The sequence below is a fragment of the Janthinobacterium sp. PC23-8 genome (assembly GCF_002250505.1).
In the GTDB taxonomy this organism is placed as follows: domain Bacteria; phylum Pseudomonadota; class Gammaproteobacteria; order Burkholderiales; family Burkholderiaceae_D; genus Janthinobacterium.
Genome location: NZ_NJGY01000003.1, coordinates 327280 through 343488, shown reverse-complemented (window position 1 = coordinate 343488; position 16209 = coordinate 327280). Strand labels below are relative to the sequence as shown.

The following is a 16209-nucleotide window of genomic DNA, read 5'->3' as shown; positions in this document are numbered from 1 at the left end:
TTTAACTCTTCACATAATGGCGCTGGCTGAACAAACGCGCAAATTCCAGCAGATCCTCGAACTGCGCCACGGCATGGATGTCCCAGCCTTGCTCGTCACGCGCGCGTTGCAGGTCGCCGTATATATCGCGCATCCACTTGTTGCCGCCATCCTGGTCCCAATCGGCCGCAATATTGAGCGCCATGGTGCCGCCAGCGCCGCCATGCTCCATCGCCCTGGCAGAGATATCCCAGCCACTGTTGCCCAGTTCATCCTGGTCGAACATGGTGGTGATGCCGCTGTCGGAAATTTGCAGGATATGCGCGGGCCGCTTGCGTTTGACCGCGTAGGTCTCGCGCAGGCAATGGATGGGAAAGGCGGTGCTGCCGCCAAAAAAGCCGGTCAGCACGCCCAGTATCATGTCTTCGTCGCGCACGAAACCGGGGGTCTGCATTACCTCGTGCTTGCCGCTCCATAAGGTCACCTGGACTTTCGAGCCGGCGCGCAGCGCGGACAGGGCAATCACGGCGCCGGCCAGGGCCAGGAACGAGGTGTGCTGCTGCGGGTTGGGCATGGAACCGGAACTGTCGACATACATGTCCAGGTCGACCGGGAGATGGTCGATATCGCGCGCCGGTTCGCGCCCGTATTCGCGGCGCACGGTGGTCACGCCAGGGATCGGACGCGGCGACTGCATCACCGACTGCAGCCAGTCGATGTCGTCGAGCGGGTCGCCGATCTCCCACGGCGACAGTCCTTCCATCTGCGGCTCGCTGGACTCGGGTGCGGGCCGCGATGGAAAACGCACCAGGTGCGGCAAGGCGCGCTCGCGGTAGTAGCGGATGGCGATTTCATGGTCGCTCAGGTCAACCCCGGACGCCTTGAGGATTTCACCGAGCTCGAACGGCTCGCGCAACTGGCCGCCGCTTTGCTTCTGCGCTGTTGCGTCGGATTGGCCCACGGCATCGTCATCGAGTCCCGAGATGCGCTGGTCGTGCACGGGATGGATGGCGCCGTTCTCTTCGTCGTCTTCGATCTGCTGCGCGCCATAGGTCTGGCAGCCGCGCGCCGCGTCGCGGGTGTCGTGGAAATAGCGGCTCGGGTCCTTGCCTTGCAGGGCGCCCGTGTCGTCCACCAGGTAAGGCAGCAGCAAGGTGGCAAAGCGCCCCGCCGCCGACATCCAGTCATGGGCGTAGACGCGGATCAGGCGCGCACCGAGCCAGGCGTCCGTGTCGAGTCGTTCATCGCCACCGCCTCCCAGCTCGCCTTTTTCCAGCTGCCACAGGTTTTCATAGATGCGCATATACAGCAGCCACACCTTGCCCGACGCCGGGCTATCCTTGGCTCTGCCCTGCTCGAGCTTGCGATAGATATCGGCCATGCGCAGGCTGGCCTGGCGCAGCAAGCGGTCGTTGATGAACAGGTCGGTGTACAGATTGGCCACCATGGGCGCGTGCTGTTCCAGCGTCGGCAAGGCGCGGCGCATGCGCGCCAGCAGGCGGAACTGGTCGCCGGCGCTGCCGGGTGCCAGGATATGGTGGCCGATCTCGTGCGCCAGGATTTCCAGGCCATAGTCTTGCAGTCCCAGTTCCACCACCAGCGGCAGGTCGACCACCACGCTCTGGTCGAGCAGGCGGATCATGGCAAAGCTGCCGGCGAGGCCTTCCATGGCGGCCTGCACGCGGCTGGTGCACAGGGCCGGGTCGCGCAAGCGCGTGAACTTGCTCCAGACGGCCAGCGCCTGCGGCCACGCCGCGCGCCATTGTTCGGTCAGTTCAGCATGCGCCTCTTTCATGACAGCGGCAGCAGGCGTATTGCATGCGTATAAGGCGAGGTGACGGCCAGCGTATGGGCGTTGGCGGCCAGGGCGATACCAGCGGCGGGCAGGTCCAGCGCCATCGTGCGTGCGCCCAGATGCAAGGTGGCGCCGTCGAGCCGCAGGGACGCAGGCAGCTTGGTGGACGCCTGCGCATAGTCGTCGTCGCTGGCGCCATGCAATACGGCGCCGTGGGCATCGGCCATCAACAGGTAAAAGCGCTCGCCGGCGCTGACGATAAAGCCGTTGCCGGTGGCGCGCACTCGCGGCGGCGTGGCAAACTCGCCCCCCAGGCCGGCAAAGGCGCCAAACTCGATGCCCTGCGCATTGCCGCGCCAGGGCTGCGTCAACAGTTGCTCGCGCAGCGACGGCCAATCGAGCTGCGGCTCGCCGAACGCCGCCAAGGCCAGCGCTGGCGGCAAACTGTCAGCGGCGGCAATCGCCCCCAGGCGAAAGTGCGCCACGCCGGCGCGCCAGGCCAGCACCTGGCCGACGGCGCGCAGCTGCGCCAGGGAGGCCACCTGCGGCGCAATGGCGGCCATCTCGTCGTGCCACTGGCGCGTGCGCGCACTGGCTACGCCGCCCAGGTGGATGGCAGCGTTGCTCAGCATGCCCAGCGCATCGACAGGGTTTGCCGCCAGCAGCGGCGCAAAGCGCGGCGCCAGCTCGCGCCAGACGGCGCCCAAAAACGGCTTTTTCGCCGCCGGCCCGGCCAGGCCATGGCCGACCAATTCGAGTGCCATATCGTAGGCGGCCAAGGTAAAACTGCCGGCACGCTCCGGCACGCTGGCCGCCACCGCCTGCACCACGGGATCGACGCCGTCCTGCAAGAAGCCGGCAAAGGCCTGCATGTCGAGCGCGGGAAAGCTGCGCCGGGCTTCCACGGCGCGGGCGTTGAACTGGGCGCGGCCGCTGGCCAGGATGGCGGCAAAGACGGGGGAAATCATGTTCCGCTTATTGCGAACGCAGCCAGCTGCGGTAATTGGTATAGCGCTGGTGCAGGTACTTCAGCTTCAACAGGTCGTCGTACAGCGGGCCGTACAGCTTGCGCCCTCTGGTGCGTTCGCCGATCAGTTTTTCGATGCGGTTCAGGCGCGCCAGCGTCTCGCGCTCGCTCAAGCCATCGAGGCCCAGGTCGAATTGGGCCGACAGCACGCCGACCGGATCGTCACGATCGAGGTCCAGGCGGTTGAACTCGTCGTTGGACAGGTCGAACAGTCGGCGCAGCCAGCCCAGCCTGTCGCTGCGGTAGGCGGCGTTTTCGGGCAGCGCAAAAAACGGCGCATCGAGGTCCGGCTGCAGCTTGTTGTGCAGCACGAACGGCAGCACCTGGCGCAGGTCTTCCAGTTCCACTTCGCCGTTGCCACGGAAATAGCTCATCGCTTTCGCGTAGATTAACAGCGCCATCAGGGTGCGCACCGAGATGCCGTTCAAGGTCTGGCAGCCGAGGTCCTTCAGGCGGTCGCGCCCGTTGTCGGCCGCCTGCGCGGCATTGCGGTCTGCCCCCGACAGGCGCGCCGTATCCTTGGTCATGTATTCGAACTGGCCGCCGGCCGTTTCGAACAGCTCGAACTGGCTGGCGAAAAACTCGAGGCGGCGGCGCACGGCGTCGGGCACGCTGACCTGGCGGATATCGTTGCCGATCTGGTCCACTTCGCTTTCAGTAAAGATGATCTCGGGCGGCACCAGCTCTTCGGGCCGCACGTTTTCCTCCACGCGCAGCAGCAGTTCGTTCAAAAAGCGCGGATTGAAGGCCAGCGCCTGCACGGTGACGTCGACCCGGTCGCGCAGCGCCTCGATCACCTGGTAGGTGCCGCCGCCCTGGTCGTCATTGGCCGTCAGGTACCAGGCCGCCTCCGGGCATTCGTAGATATGGTTCAGCACTTCCGCATAATTGTCGCCCATGACGGTGAGCAGCGCGCTTTGCGTGCGGGTGGGGATGCGGTTGTATTCGTCGACGATTTTCACGCGCATGCCCAGCCAGGCGCGCCAGGCGATGCGGATCTCGTCCATGCTCTGCGCGTTGACCAGATCAAACGGCAGCGGATTGCCGAGCAAGTCGGCGATCGTCATCTGCGGATGGCCGTGCTGCATCGCGCGCTTGACCTCTTTCACGGAGGAGCCGGCCAAAATGCCCATCAACAGCGCGCTGGCCGTCTTGCCGCGTCCCGGACCGCCGACAAACAGGCATTTGCGGCGCGTGGCGAAGGTCAGCAGCGGCAGCAGGATAAAGCTCGAATAGCTTTGTGCCGACGGCAAATTGAGCACGCGCCGGCTGTCGCCCACCGCATAGGTCTGCGACGGCCCGTCGTTGTATTCGATATCGTAATGGGGGCTGATGATGGCGTGGTTGACGATCCAGAAATAGGCCTGACGCAGTTTTTCGTCGAACGGCCGCTTTGCAACTTCGCCCTCTCCGCTCAGCGCCACCGGTCCGTGGTACAGGTCCGCCACATCGAACTGCCGCGCAACGGGCGACGCCTTGGGTCTGGTGGGGGCCTGGGACAGGCGCTGGAACAGGTTAAAGGGCGGCATGGCAATACTCTTCCGTTAAGGAAATGAAATTATTGCACAAGCCGCCTGCAAGCATGGGTTCGCATGCAAAGCTCCCCCCCCCGGCATATCAGCCCTGTCGTTTCAATTCTGTATAAAAATTTTCATGCGCACCAAGGCTTAGCAGTCGTACGGAAACGGGCGAGACTTTTTCCGGATGCAACTGATATGCCAGCAAAACCTCTTGCTTGTTGAGCTTGAACTTGTACACAAAAATTCCCGCCAGATCGCCTTTTTTTTCTTCTCCCGTTGCAGGATCGGTGGCGATGGCCAAAACGGCCTTGTCCACCACGAGCTTATCCCTGGCATGCAATTTTTTGATTGCCTTGGCAAAGGTCGGGGTAACGAGAATTTCCAGCACTGTCACGCCCCGAATTGATACGGCGTCAGCATGTCGGCCTTGGCCTCCTGTGCAGCAAGCAAGGTATCCTTGATGAATTGGAGCGGCAGGCCAGGATTATCCTCCACGGCCTTGCCCAGCCGCGCCCAATACTCGATCTGCTTCGGCACCGAACGGTGCTCGGCAGCGGCATGCGGCTTGGCCATTTCAACCAGTTCGTCAGACAATTTCAACGCGATCGCCATAAACCCTCCGAATAGTGAGATTATTATGGCGCTCATTGCAACCTTTTGCAACCCCTTACGACTTTTTACGCCTCGCCGGCACAAGGCAAAGCCCGTCATTGGCAAGCTCAGCGAACCATCGGCGTGGCAAGAAACACCGGCTGCTGCTCGGCCAGGGCCGTCAGCGCGGCCACGGCCGGATAGTCGCTGCCAGCCATCACGTCGGGTACCAGCTGCTGCGCAAAGCTCCAGGCCACCGCAATGGTGATGCCGGCCATACTCAGGCAGTCCGGCGTCTCCTCGCGCAACGACGCTTCAAGCTGCCGCCATGCCCCATGCAGCTGCAGCTGGACGCGGTCCAGCCAGGGCTGGTGCTGTTTTTCCTGCGGGCGCAAACGCCGTTCATAGACGATCTGCACGGCCTTGTCGCAGGCCGCCAGCGCATAGCTGGTCTGGCACAGCGCGCGCAGGCGGGCCGGGCCCGGTTCCGGCCTGAGGCGGGGAGCTGCGACCGCCAGTTCTTCAAGATAGGCCAGGATCAGGTTTGATTCCATCAGCACCTGGCCGTCGTCGGTCACCAGGGTCGGCACTTTGACGGCTGGATTGATGGCTTGCACCTGGTCGAAATCGGCAAACACCGACAGGGGCCGGTGCTCATGCTCCAGGCCCAGCACTTTGATGGCAATGGCAACGCGCCGGACGTAGGGTGAATCGAGCATTCCGATCAATATCATGGTCTCTTCCTCTCTGTATGATGTACAAATACGATCAATGTGCGGCCTCGTCATGCCGTGCGCCAGCGCCGCCATCCCAGCGCCAGGCACGCCACCAGCAACATCAGCAGCCCTGCCACCTCATGGCGTATATCGTACACCGACGCGCCCATCTGGTTCAGCGCCACAAAGCCCTGGATGCCGGCCGTTGACGGCAACAGCCAGCGCAGCGCCTGCAGCGCCACGGGCATGGAACTGACGGGCCACGTCAGGCCGGCCAGGAACAGGATCGGCATCGAGGTGGCGATCATCAGCTGCGTGCCCCGTTCGCGGGTGCGGAACAGCATCGCCAGCAGCAGGCCGAAGGCGGCCACCGTCAGCGAAAACAGCACCAGCAGCAGCGCCAGGCCGCCAGCGTTGCCGCCGCGCGGATAGTCCTGGAACCAGAACACGAAGCCGAAAAAATAGCAGCAGTTCAACAACGCCACCGAGGCGAACGCCAGCAGCATGCCGGCATAGCCGCCCGCCGTGCGCCGCTCCAGTGGAAACGTCTTGCGCTGGTACCAGGTGCCGAACAGCATGGTCATGCCGATCAACAGGGTCTGCTGCACGATCAGGGTGGCCACGCCCGGCACCACATAGGCGCCATAGCCCTCCTTCACATTGAACAGCGGCACGGCGTCAAACGTGATCGGCGCGCGCTGCTCTGCGCCCTGGTAGCTTGATGGCGTAGCCGCTGCCAGGCGTTTCAGTTCAATGCCGGCCGAGACCGTGCCCACCACTTCGGCCAGGCCGCTCAAAGCCACCTTGTTGAGCATCAAGTACAGGCCATTGCCCGCCACCTGGGCCTGCGCCGCGCGGCCGGCCAGCACGTCCGTCTGCAAGCCTTCTGGAATGATCAGCACGCCCATCACCTGCCCGCGCCACAGCATATCCTGGGCGGCGGGCAGCTCGGGCGTGACGGCCACCACCCGCAGGGCCGGATGGGCCATGGCAAAGCGCGTCATCTGGCGCGACAGGCTGCTGCGGTCCTGGTCAACCACGGCCACCGGCACGCGCTGCACGATCTCCCTGGCATAAGGCAGCGGATAAAAAAAGGAATACAAAACGCCGCCGACGAACAGCAAGGTCAAGGCGCCCTTGTCCGTCAGCATGGCGCGCCAGGTGGCAAAAAAGGCGGTCCACATCATGTTTTCCCCCAGGCGGCAGGCGCATTGGCGCGCCGCGCCAGCAGCAGCATGCCCAGCAGGCCACAGCCGGCGGCAAAGCCGGCCAGCACCAGCAACTGCGCCGCGCCATGGCGCCAGGGCGCGCCACCCAGCCAGTAAACCGTCTGCAGTTCCAGGTAATGCGTGAGCGGCAGCGCTTGCGCCCAGGCGCGCGCCACCGGCGGCATGGCCATCAGCGGGAAGGCCTGGCCGGCGAATGCAAACGCGGGCGCGGTGATAAACGCCGTGGCCGACAGCGACAGGCGCAGCGACAAGGTGGCCGCGATCAGCAACAGGCCCAGGCCGCAATAGGCCAGCACCAGCAGCAGCATGGCCAAGAGCAGGCCAGGCAGGCTGCCCGCCACCGCCCAGCCGCGCACCACGCTGAAAAACAGCAGGTACAACAGCGCCAGCACCGTGTACGCCGCCAGCGGAAACAGCAGCTTGGCACCCACCGCGCGCCACCAGCTGCCCTTGGCCGAGGCCAGCCATTGCGGCACGCTGCCGTCGCGCAGTTCGCGCCCGATGGTGGTGACCACCGCGATCACGATAAAGATCTGCAGCATGGACGGCATCAGCGCCAGGGTCAAAAACGCTTCATAGCTGAGGTTCTCGTTGTACAAGCTGTTCAACTGCGTGCGGATCGGCTCGAACTGCGCGCTGGCCTGCACGGCGGAGACGCCCTTCTTGGCGCGCGCCGTCAGCTCCACGCCGGCCGACAAGGTGCTCGACACGGCACGCACGTCGCGCAATAACGACCCCGCATGCGAGGAAAACTGCGCGTTGTACAGCCATTGCACGGTGGCCTGGCGCCCTTCCAGCAGTTCTGTTTCAAAGTCGGAGGGAATCACCAGATAGCCATACGCGCTGCGCTCGCGCAGCAGCTGCAATGCGGCGTCGCTGGAGCCCACCCTGGCGGCCACCTGCACGCCGGGAGAGGCGTCGAGCCAGCGCGTGAGCTGGCGCGACAAGGCGGAGTTGTCGTGGTCGATCACGGCGATCGGCAGATCGCGCGCGATGCCGGCCGAAAAAATCCACCACAGCAGGCCGCACAGCAGCAGCGGTATCCAGCTCAGCATGCCGAAATCCCAGAAGTCGGCACGCAGCCGCGCCCATTCGCGCGCCAGGGCGCCTGGCTGCGGCATGATCGCTTCAGTCATGCGCAATCACAGCGGCGGAAACACGACCGACATGCCGGGGCGCAGGCCCTCGACCCTGATGGCCGGACGCAAACGAATCTCGAAGGTGCGCAGGTCCGTGCCACCCGGGCGCGCCGCGCGCCAGGTGGCAAAGTCCGGCATCACGGCCACCGAACTGACCTGGAAGGTCAGCTGCTGTTTCAACGCCGGCACATTGGCCGTATGCGTGCTGCCCATCGTGAACGCCGCCATCTCGTCTTCGCGCACCTGCAGCACGGCCCAGGCGTCGGCCAGGTTGACCAGGGTCATCACGGGAAAGCCTTGCGGCGCCAGCTCGCCAGGCTGGATCTGGATCTTGCTGACCTGGCCGGCCACCGGCGCGGCGATTGTCGTTTCCGCCAGCGCCACCTGCGCTTCCTTCAGCACGGCGCCCACCTGGCGCGCCTGGGCGCTGGCGGCGTTCCTGTCCTCGGGTCGGGCGCCGGCATTGGCCATATCGTACTGGGCGCGCGCGGCCTGCGCCTGCTGTTCGGCGGCGCGCCACTGGGCTTCGGCCTCGTCGCGCTTCTGGCGCGCGATCACGCCTTCGGCAAACATGGCGTTGACCCTGTCATAGGTGGTTTTCGCGATGGCCGCGCCGGTCTGCGCGCGCTGCCAGTTGGCCCTGGCCGCCCGCACTTCCTCGGGCCGCGCGCCGGCCTGCGCTTTTTGCGCCACGGCGTCGGCCGCCTGCGCGGCGGCAGTCGCCTGCGCGACCCTGGCATCGACCTCGGCGCTGGTCAGCTGGAACAGCACCTGGCCCTGGCTGACCGTGTCGCCCAGTTTCACCTTGACCTGGCCGACCCGGCCCGCCACCTTGGACGAGACATTGACTTCCTGCGCATCCATCTGCCCCTGCAAGGGCAGGCGCTGCGGCTGGAACGCCTGGTGCAGGCCCCAGGCGACAAAGATCAGGATGACGATGCCGAGCAGCCCGGCAAGCTGTTTTTTGAAGATGCTCATTGTGGGGTATCCAGAGGGAGATGCAGGTCGGCCTGCGCGGCCAGGCTGGCCAGGCGCTGTGTCGCGCCGGCCGCTTCGAGCAGCTGCGCCAGCGCCAGCACATAGTTGTAGGCCGTCTGCGCACGCTGAGTTTCGATTTTCGCCAGGTTCAGGCGCGCGTCGACCACTTCCAGCGAGGTCGCCTGCCCCTGCTGGAAGGCGACCGTCTGCAGGCGGATATTTTCACGCGCCAGCTCCACCGACGAGCCGGTGGACAGAAACTGGATGCGCGCGTTTTCCAGCGCGCGCCAGTGCTTTTCGATCAGGGTGGGAATATCGCGCCCGGCCTGGCGCGCCGTCACTTCCACCCTTTCCTGGTCCAGCTTTGCCGCTTCGATCAGCTTGCCCGTATTGATGCGGTGCACCAGCGGCACCGACACCATCACGCCGACCGCCCAGTTCGAGCGCACCACCCGTTCGCCGCCCCGGTTCAGATTGTAGTTGCCGATGGCCAGCACGGTGGGGCTGTATTCCTTGCCGTGCAGGCGCAGCGCCTGCTCCGATAGCAAACGCTTGCTGGCGATCTTTTTCCAGGCCGCGTTCTCGCGCAGGCCGCTGCTGATAAAGGACTGCAGCGAGCCGACCGGCAGCGAATGGACAAACAGCGGCGTGGCGGGGCGCACCTGGCTGCGCGCGTCGAGCAGCCGGTCCAGCGCCACCTGCGCGATTTCGGCGTCGCTGCGCGCCTGGGCTTCTTCGCTGCGCGCACTGTCAAACGCCACATCGGCGCGCAGGCGCTCGGCCTTCGAAATCAGGCCGCCCTTTTCCAGCTTGACGGCGTCGCGCTGGTGCTGCGCCACGCCCGCCGTCACGTCGGCGCGCACGGCTACCACCCGTTGCGCCAGCAGCAGCTGGAAGTAGCGCTGCGCCACCTGGGTCGCCAGCTTTTCTTCCGCTTCCACGCGCTCGGCATCAGCCTCCCGGGCCATGCCGGCCGCCACGCCCTTGACGGCGTCGAGCCGTCCCGCCGTGTAGATCGGCCACATGCCGACCAGGCCGAACGAGGTCAGATTGGTCACCACCTCGCGCTCCAGGGAATTCGGTATCTCGGGAATCGGCAAGTTCGGCAGCGCCGCGCCGATGCCGCCCACCACGCCGGACAAACGGCTGGTGTCGAGACTCAGATCGGTCGACAGACGGCCGCGAAAGGCCGTCAGGTCCAGCGAAGGGCCGTCGATATTCGATAGCGCTTCGGCTTTCAGGGTCCTGGCGCGCACGTCGAGCACGGCGCCCTGCACGGCGCCCGAGGCGCCGGCCGCCTGGCGCAGCGCTTCGTCAAGGCTGAGGATTTGCGCGTGGGCGGGAACCGCCACCAGCAACGCCACGGCGCTGGCAAATAGTCGAAAACAAGGTGCGGCGGTGGGGCCCATGTAGTGTCCTGTCCATAAAAAAGCAAAAGCACGGGATGGCCAAGTTTATACTTTCACAATAGCAATTATATGCAAGGTCGTCCATGGCGGCGCGCACTGCAGGACACTGCCGCCAGGCGAAAACGGGCGCCTCTTGCGAAGGCGCCCGTCACCGTCATTGTCTGCCCATTGGCGCCTGGCGCGTTGACGTCAGCTCATCATTGCCGCATTTTCCTTTTCAAACACGGCAAAAAACTCGGTCGCCATATTGCGGATGGCGCGGCCGATGTTGGCGTAGTCGTATTCGTTCAGGTTGGCCAGCGAGACGCGGCCCGACGGATGCGTGGCGCCAAAACCGCGGCCCGGCAACAGGATGACGCCGGTTTCCTCGGCCAGGCGGAACAGCGCTTCGTTCGGCTTGAGCTTTTTCAGCAGCCACTGCGAAAATTCCACCCCATGCATCTGCGCGGCCAGCAACTCCATGTCCAGCAAATGGTAGTAGCGCACGCAATTGGCGTCGTGCACCATCGGCAGGCCCAGTTCGCGGTACAGCGCTTCCTTGCGGCGCAGCACGATGCGCTGCATCGATTGCTTGTACTTCTGCTCTTCATCCATCAGCGAGAACAGCGAGAACAGGGTCATCTGCGCCTGCACGGGCGTCGACAGGCCGGCCGTGTGGTTCAGCGCCACGGTGCGGCTGTCGGCCACCAGGCGGTCGATGAATTTCAGTTCGCGCGGCTCGGTGGTGATCGAGTGGTAGCGCTCGTCCAGCTGTTCCTTGATGGCTTCCGGCAAGTTGGCAATCTTGTCGTCGATCACATTGTTTTCGTGCGTGGCCACCACGCCCATGCGCCAGCCCGTCGCGCCGAAGTATTTCGAGAACGAGTACACGAGGATGGTGTTGAACGGACACATGGCGAACAGCGAGACGAAATTGTCGGCGAACGTGCCATACACATCATCGGTCAGGATGATCAGGTCCGGGCGCTGCCGGACAATGTTGGCGATGTAGTCCAGCGTGTCGTCATCGATCTTGACGGACGGCGGATTGCTGGGGTTGACGAGGAAGAAGGCCTTCACTGTCGGGTCCAGCAGCTTGTCCAGTTCCTTTTTGGTAAATTGCCAGTTGTTCGATTGCGGCGCATCAATGTGCACGGTATTGAGCTTGTAGTCATTGAGCTGCGGAATCTCGATATATGGCGTAAAGATCGGCATGCCCAGCGCGATGGTGTCGCCTTCCTTGATGATGTGGTTCGATTTCAGGCTGGCGAACAGGTACGTCATGGCCGCCGTGCCGCCTTCGACGGCGTACATGTCGAAGTTGCCCACGAACGGATGCTTGCCGATCATTTCGCGGTGAATATACTGGCCGACGATTTTCTCGGACAGGCGCAGCATGCGGTCCGGCACAGGATAGTTGCATCCCAGTATGGCTTCGCACATTTCATAGATGAAGTCGCCCGCGCTCAGGCCCATCTGGTCCCGCACATAGGACACGGCCGCCTCGATGAAATGCACGCCCGGCGTGGCGGCCTGCTGGCGCACGAAGATTTCAAAGCGGGCCTCGATGCCCTCGCGCGTGGGAAAGCCGCCCACGTCGTCCATGTACACATAGGAACGCTCCGCTTCCGTCATGGCGAACTGGCCGAACTGGAAGAAACCATGGCGTGGCGTAGTGGCGAGGAAATTCGGGTTGCCGCGGCCCGCATTGAGCATCAGGCGGTTGCTTTTCCTGGCCGTCTGGATCAGCGCATCCTTCAATTCGAATGGGCTCAACAGGGCGAGTTTGGCGGGGTTACTGAAATCCATTATTGCTACTCCTTCAGAATGACATTGTTCGGGTTATTGCAACGACCTGGGGACTCAGACGAAGGCCACGATCAGCGGCCCCAGCAAGGTCAGGAAAACGTTGGCCAAGGCATAGGTGATGGCAAACGGCACGGTGGGAATCGCGTTCTGCGCCGCATTGAGCACTTCGCCGAACGCGGGATTGGCGCTGCGCGAACCGGACAAGGCGCCGGCAAACACCGCCACGTTGTCGTAGCGCAGGATGTAGCGGCCGATGAGCATGGTCAGCATCATCGGCAGAAGGGTGACGACGACGCCCACGCCGAACAGGGTCAGGCCATGTTCGCGCACGGTTTGCACCGCTTGCAGGCCGGACGTGAGGCCGACCACGGCGACAAAACCGGCCAGGCCCAGGTCCTTGAGGATTTGCACGGCGCCGCTGGGCATGTAGCCGAAACTCTGGCGCCTGGCGCGATACCAGCCGAATACCAGGCCCGACAGCAGCACGCCGCCGCCGCTGCCCAGGGTCAGCGGAATCGCACCGATGCGTGCCACCAGCAGACCCGCCAGCAGGCCCACGACGAGGCCCGCGCCCATGTAGACGAAGTCCGTCCTGGCGCTCGGCAGGATCATATAGCCCACCTCGGCCGACACGCGCTTGACGTCCTGCTCGGCGCCATAGATGGTCGCCACGTCGCCCGTCTGCACCACGGTTTCCGATTGCATGGGCAAGATCTTGCCCATGCGGCTCAGTTGCACGACAAAGATGCCGTGCCGCACGCCTGGCGCCGTGGCGCTGCGGATTTCACCCACCGTTTTGTTGTGATAAGCCTTGTTGGTCAGCACTATGTCGCGGCGTTGCATGACCAGTTCCATGCCTTCGACGGCATCGAGTTCCTTGCCCAGTTGGGAAGAGACGCTGAGCATGGCTTCGCGCCGTCCCACCAGCAACACGATATCGTCGGCCGCCAGCACCAGGTCTGGCGTGACGTCGCTGATCTGGCCATTGCGCCTGACGCGCTCGATGGTGATGGCCGTGTTCGGATGGGCGCTTTCGATGTCCGCCACGGAGCGGCCGGCACCAGGGCCGACGCAATAGAGGCGGCCGATCAGGTCCGGCGCGGCCGGCGTCTGGCCCGGCCCCAGCACCTGCACGCCCGCTTGCAGCGCCGTTTCCGCCTTGATCGCATCTTCGCGGATGCTGCGCCCCATCAGTTTTGGCAGAATATTGACGCAAACGATAATGGCGCCGAACGAGCCGAACACGTACGTCACGGCATAGCCGACGGCGACATTGCCCTGCAGGCGCGCCACCTCGTCGGCCGCCAGCCCCAGCTTGGCGATCGCGTCGCCGGCCGTGCCGATGATCGCCGATTGCGTCAATCCGCCCGCCGCCACGCCGGCCGCCAGGCCCTTGTCGAGGCCGAAGATCCTGGCCAGGATGACCACCGTCAGCAGCGCCGTCACGGCCAGCACCACGGCCAGGATGATTTCACGCACCGACTGGCGCCCCAGCGAATTGAAAAACTGTGGTCCGCTTTCATAACCCACGGCGTAAATGAACAGGGCGAACAGCACCGACTTGACGCCGGGGTCGATGGCGACGCCGACCTGGCTGACCAGGACCGCCACCAGCAAGGAACCGGCGACGCCGCCCAGCTGAAATGAGCCGAACTTGATCTTGCCGACGTAATAACCGACTGCCAGCGAAAGAAACAAGGCAATTTCAGGGGACTTCTTGAATAACTCGTGCAACCATTCCATGCGGACCGCCTTTCGTTTTGAAGGAATTCTTTGCTGCCAGCCCGTGGAGGGCGGCTTGCGCGCGCAGCGGGAGCGCAACACGCCGGCCGCTGGCGATGACGATGGCGCTCAGGCCAACAATGTCGGTGATGCAAGCCGATGGCGACGCCTTCCAGGGCCGGCTGGCGCTGGCGTTAAAAGAGGCGTACAGGGTCCCGTGACGCGCCTTTCCTGAAGGCTGGCGCTGGAGAAAAGTTGTTTCGTGGAATCATATTCGGTGATAATTTTATAAGTGTCAACAGGCGTTTGTTGAGCTCGCTTTGCGTTCGAGCAGATATCCTGCGCACGATAGCCGTAACCGTTTGACGCAAATCAACAAAACCATTAGTAATGTTTTGAGCGCTGGCAAAGTGCTTGATTCGTCAGCGTTATCTGCCCTGGCCAGTTGCCGGAACAGGCCTGAGCAGGAGGTATCCGTGCCTGGAAAAACAGCAGTTCCCGGCCAGCCAGGAGCAGCGCAATTAATCCAGGTCAAGAAAACCGACAATAGAAAAGAAATCTTGCGCGCACCTCTGGACGGCATGCGGGCCCCTCGCCTACGCTGTTTTTTTATCTGAAAAGCAAGAGGCAAGCGATGCAAACAGCGCGATTGACAATTACCGGCATGGACCACGAGGGCTGCGCCGACGCACTGACGCAGGTATTGGAAGGGATCAGGGGAGTGAAAACGGTGTGCGTGTCGCTGGCGCGCAATGACGCCACGCTGCAGTTCGACGAAACGGTGGCCAAGCAGGAACGCCTGCTGGACTGCGTAATCAATGCCGTCAATGAGGCCGGTTTTATCGGCGAACTGGAACAGGCGCAGGCGACGATCCCGTGCACGGGCGCCTGCGGCCGCTGCTCCAGGGCCTAAGTTTTTTCCACTTGCCCGCACAACCGCGCCAGCACGCGGCGCGGATGCAGCGAGCGCACATCGAACGGCGGCAACTCCAGCGCGTCGAGCGTGTTCTTGAACAGCAGGCCCAGTTCCGTATCGCCTTCCAGCAGCAAACGGCGGCTGAAGAACAGGGTGTCCGGGTCTTCCTGGCGCCGCGCCAGCAGCAGCAAATCATGGACGCCCGCGCCGATGGTCAGGTCCGGCGCCTGGCCATGGCGGGCCGGCGCGAACGCCGTTCCCTGCCAGCAAAAATCGACGGCCACGCCGGCGTCGAGCACGCGCAGGCGCAGGCTGCGCCCCTGCAATAATGCGCGCACATCGTCGGGCAGTTGCGGCGCCAGCAAGCGGTTCAGTCCCTGCACGAAAGCCCAGGAGGCCGGATAAGGCGGCAGCCTGGCCAGCAGCGCGGCGAACGGCGATGGCAGGCGAAATGGCGGCAGTGTTTCAATCTTGTTTTGCATGTGATTCCCGTAAGCTCAATGGTGAAAGGCGGCCTGGCTGTGCATGCCGGGCTGGCCATGCCAGTAGCCGTCGCAGGTGCCGGCGGCATGGCATGGCGCCAGCTGCGCCTGCGCCTCGTCGGCGGACAACTCACCGCGCCGGGCCTGGTCGAAGATGGCGATCACATCGACCGTATGCTGTTCCTGCGGGCTGAGACGGGCCACGCCCACGCCCAGCGCGGCCATCGCGCCCAGTTCGCGCACCAAGTTATACACCAGCGCCGACTGCGTCTGCGTGCCGTTCAGCACCAGGAAGGGCTCGGCATCACGCGTGCGCAGCAGCAGGCCGTCGGGCTCCTGCAGGCAGCTGTACTGGCAATCGTCTTTCGGCAGGTTGCGGTTGCGCGCCGTAAAGCAGCGCGCGGAAAACGCCAGCGGCATGCGGCCGTAGGCAAACACTTCCGTCTCGAGGCCGGCCGGCGCCTGGCGCAGCAGCTCGGCCAGCGATGCCTGGCTCATTTCCAGCGGCATCACCCAGCGCCGCGCACCGAGCCCGGCCAGCAGTTGCAGGCTGGGTCCATTGAACAGGTTCAGGTGCGGGCCGGCGACAAAGGAATGCCCCTTTTCCAGGCAGTGCACGGCGCCAAAGTCGTTCGCTTCGACCGCGTAGCGGCCATTGCCGGCGATGCGGCGCAAGGTGGCCAGCTCGGCGTTCGATTCGATCAGCGCCTGGGTCGACAGCACCACTTCCTTGCCGCTGGCCGCCAGCAGGTCGGCGATATCGAGCCAGTCCGACAGGCGCAGCTCATGGCGGCGCGAACAGACCGTCTCGCCCAGGTAGACGATATCGACGGCGGTGCCGGCGATCTGCTGGTAGAACTCGAACACGGTGGCGCGCGGCCAGTAATACAGCAATGGGCCTAATGACAGCTTTAGCAT

At 64.1% G+C, this 16209-nt stretch carries 15 protein-coding genes; 1 reads left to right on the top strand and 14 read right to left on the bottom strand.

The window, feature by feature from the left end:
- Nucleotide 1 precedes the first annotated feature (1 nt).
- From CD932_RS21065 to aspT, 12 genes are all read right to left on the bottom strand, one after another.
- A complete protein-coding gene (locus CD932_RS21065; RefSeq protein WP_094444758.1) occupies nt 2-1774 on the bottom strand; it encodes a VWA domain-containing protein in 1773 nt (590 codons plus the stop codon).
- A complete protein-coding gene (locus CD932_RS21060) occupies nt 1771-2742 on the bottom strand; it encodes a hypothetical protein (RefSeq protein WP_094444757.1) in 972 nt (323 codons plus the stop codon). Before CD932_RS21060 ends, CD932_RS21065 begins: the two co-directional genes overlap by 4 nt.
- Before the next feature lie 7 nt (nt 2743-2749).
- Complete coding sequence (locus CD932_RS21055) at nt 2750-4330, bottom strand: AAA family ATPase (protein WP_094444756.1); 1581 nt, start codon at nt 4328-4330, stop codon at nt 2750-2752.
- A gap of 88 nt (nt 4331-4418) precedes the next feature.
- Complete coding sequence (locus CD932_RS21050) at nt 4419-4715, bottom strand: type II toxin-antitoxin system RelE/ParE family toxin (RefSeq protein ID WP_217907340.1); 297 nt, start codon at nt 4713-4715, stop codon at nt 4419-4421.
- Nucleotides 4712-4969 (bottom strand): ParD-like family protein, encoded by a 258-nt coding sequence (locus CD932_RS21045; RefSeq protein WP_254926696.1) that lies wholly within the window; start codon nt 4967-4969, stop codon nt 4712-4714. The genes CD932_RS21050 and CD932_RS21045 overlap by 4 nt, the downstream gene beginning before the upstream one ends.
- Nucleotides 4970-5040: 71 nt before the next feature.
- Entirely contained in the window at nt 5041-5646 is a 606-nt protein-coding gene (locus tag CD932_RS21040) for a glutathione S-transferase (RefSeq protein ID WP_094444754.1), read from the bottom strand.
- 50 nt (nt 5647-5696) lie between these two features.
- Nucleotides 5697-6815, bottom strand: a complete 1119-nt coding sequence (locus tag CD932_RS21035) for an ABC transporter permease (protein ID WP_094444753.1) — start codon at nt 6813-6815, stop codon at nt 5697-5699.
- Nucleotides 6812-7993: an ABC transporter permease gene (locus CD932_RS21030; protein WP_094444752.1), complete on the bottom strand. Its 1182-nt coding sequence runs from the start codon at nt 7991-7993 to the stop codon at nt 6812-6814. Before CD932_RS21030 ends, CD932_RS21035 begins: the two co-directional genes overlap by 4 nt.
- Nucleotides 7994-7999: 6 nt before the next feature.
- The gene (locus CD932_RS21025; protein WP_094444751.1) at nt 8000-8974 is read right to left on the bottom strand and encodes an HlyD family secretion protein; all 975 of its coding nucleotides are present in this window, start codon (nt 8972-8974) and stop codon (nt 8000-8002) included.
- Nucleotides 8971-10383, bottom strand: a complete 1413-nt coding sequence (locus CD932_RS21020; protein ID WP_094444750.1) for a TolC family protein — start codon at nt 10381-10383, stop codon at nt 8971-8973. Before CD932_RS21020 ends, CD932_RS21025 begins: the two co-directional genes overlap by 4 nt.
- Nucleotides 10384-10572: 189 nt before the next feature.
- Nucleotides 10573-12171, bottom strand: coding sequence for a bifunctional aspartate transaminase/aspartate 4-decarboxylase (locus CD932_RS21015; protein ID WP_094444749.1), 1599 nt, complete (start codon nt 12169-12171; stop codon nt 10573-10575).
- 54 nt (nt 12172-12225) lie between these two features.
- The gene (aspT, locus tag CD932_RS21010; protein WP_094444748.1) at nt 12226-13914 is read right to left on the bottom strand and encodes an aspartate-alanine antiporter; all 1689 of its coding nucleotides are present in this window, start codon (nt 13912-13914) and stop codon (nt 12226-12228) included.
- A gap of 613 nt (nt 13915-14527) precedes the next feature.
- Between aspT and CD932_RS21005 the strand changes: the two genes are divergently transcribed.
- Complete coding sequence (locus CD932_RS21005) at nt 14528-14806, top strand: heavy-metal-associated domain-containing protein (protein ID WP_094444747.1); 279 nt, start codon at nt 14528-14530, stop codon at nt 14804-14806.
- On the opposite strand, the gene CD932_RS21000 is transcribed toward CD932_RS21005, so the two are convergent.
- Nucleotides 14803-15291, bottom strand: a complete 489-nt coding sequence (locus tag CD932_RS21000; protein ID WP_094444746.1) for an SCP2 domain-containing protein — start codon at nt 15289-15291, stop codon at nt 14803-14805. The genes CD932_RS21005 and CD932_RS21000 overlap by 4 nt on opposite strands.
- Nucleotides 15292-15306: 15 nt before the next feature.
- A complete protein-coding gene (locus CD932_RS20995; protein WP_094444745.1) occupies nt 15307-16209 on the bottom strand; it encodes a U32 family peptidase in 903 nt (300 codons plus the stop codon).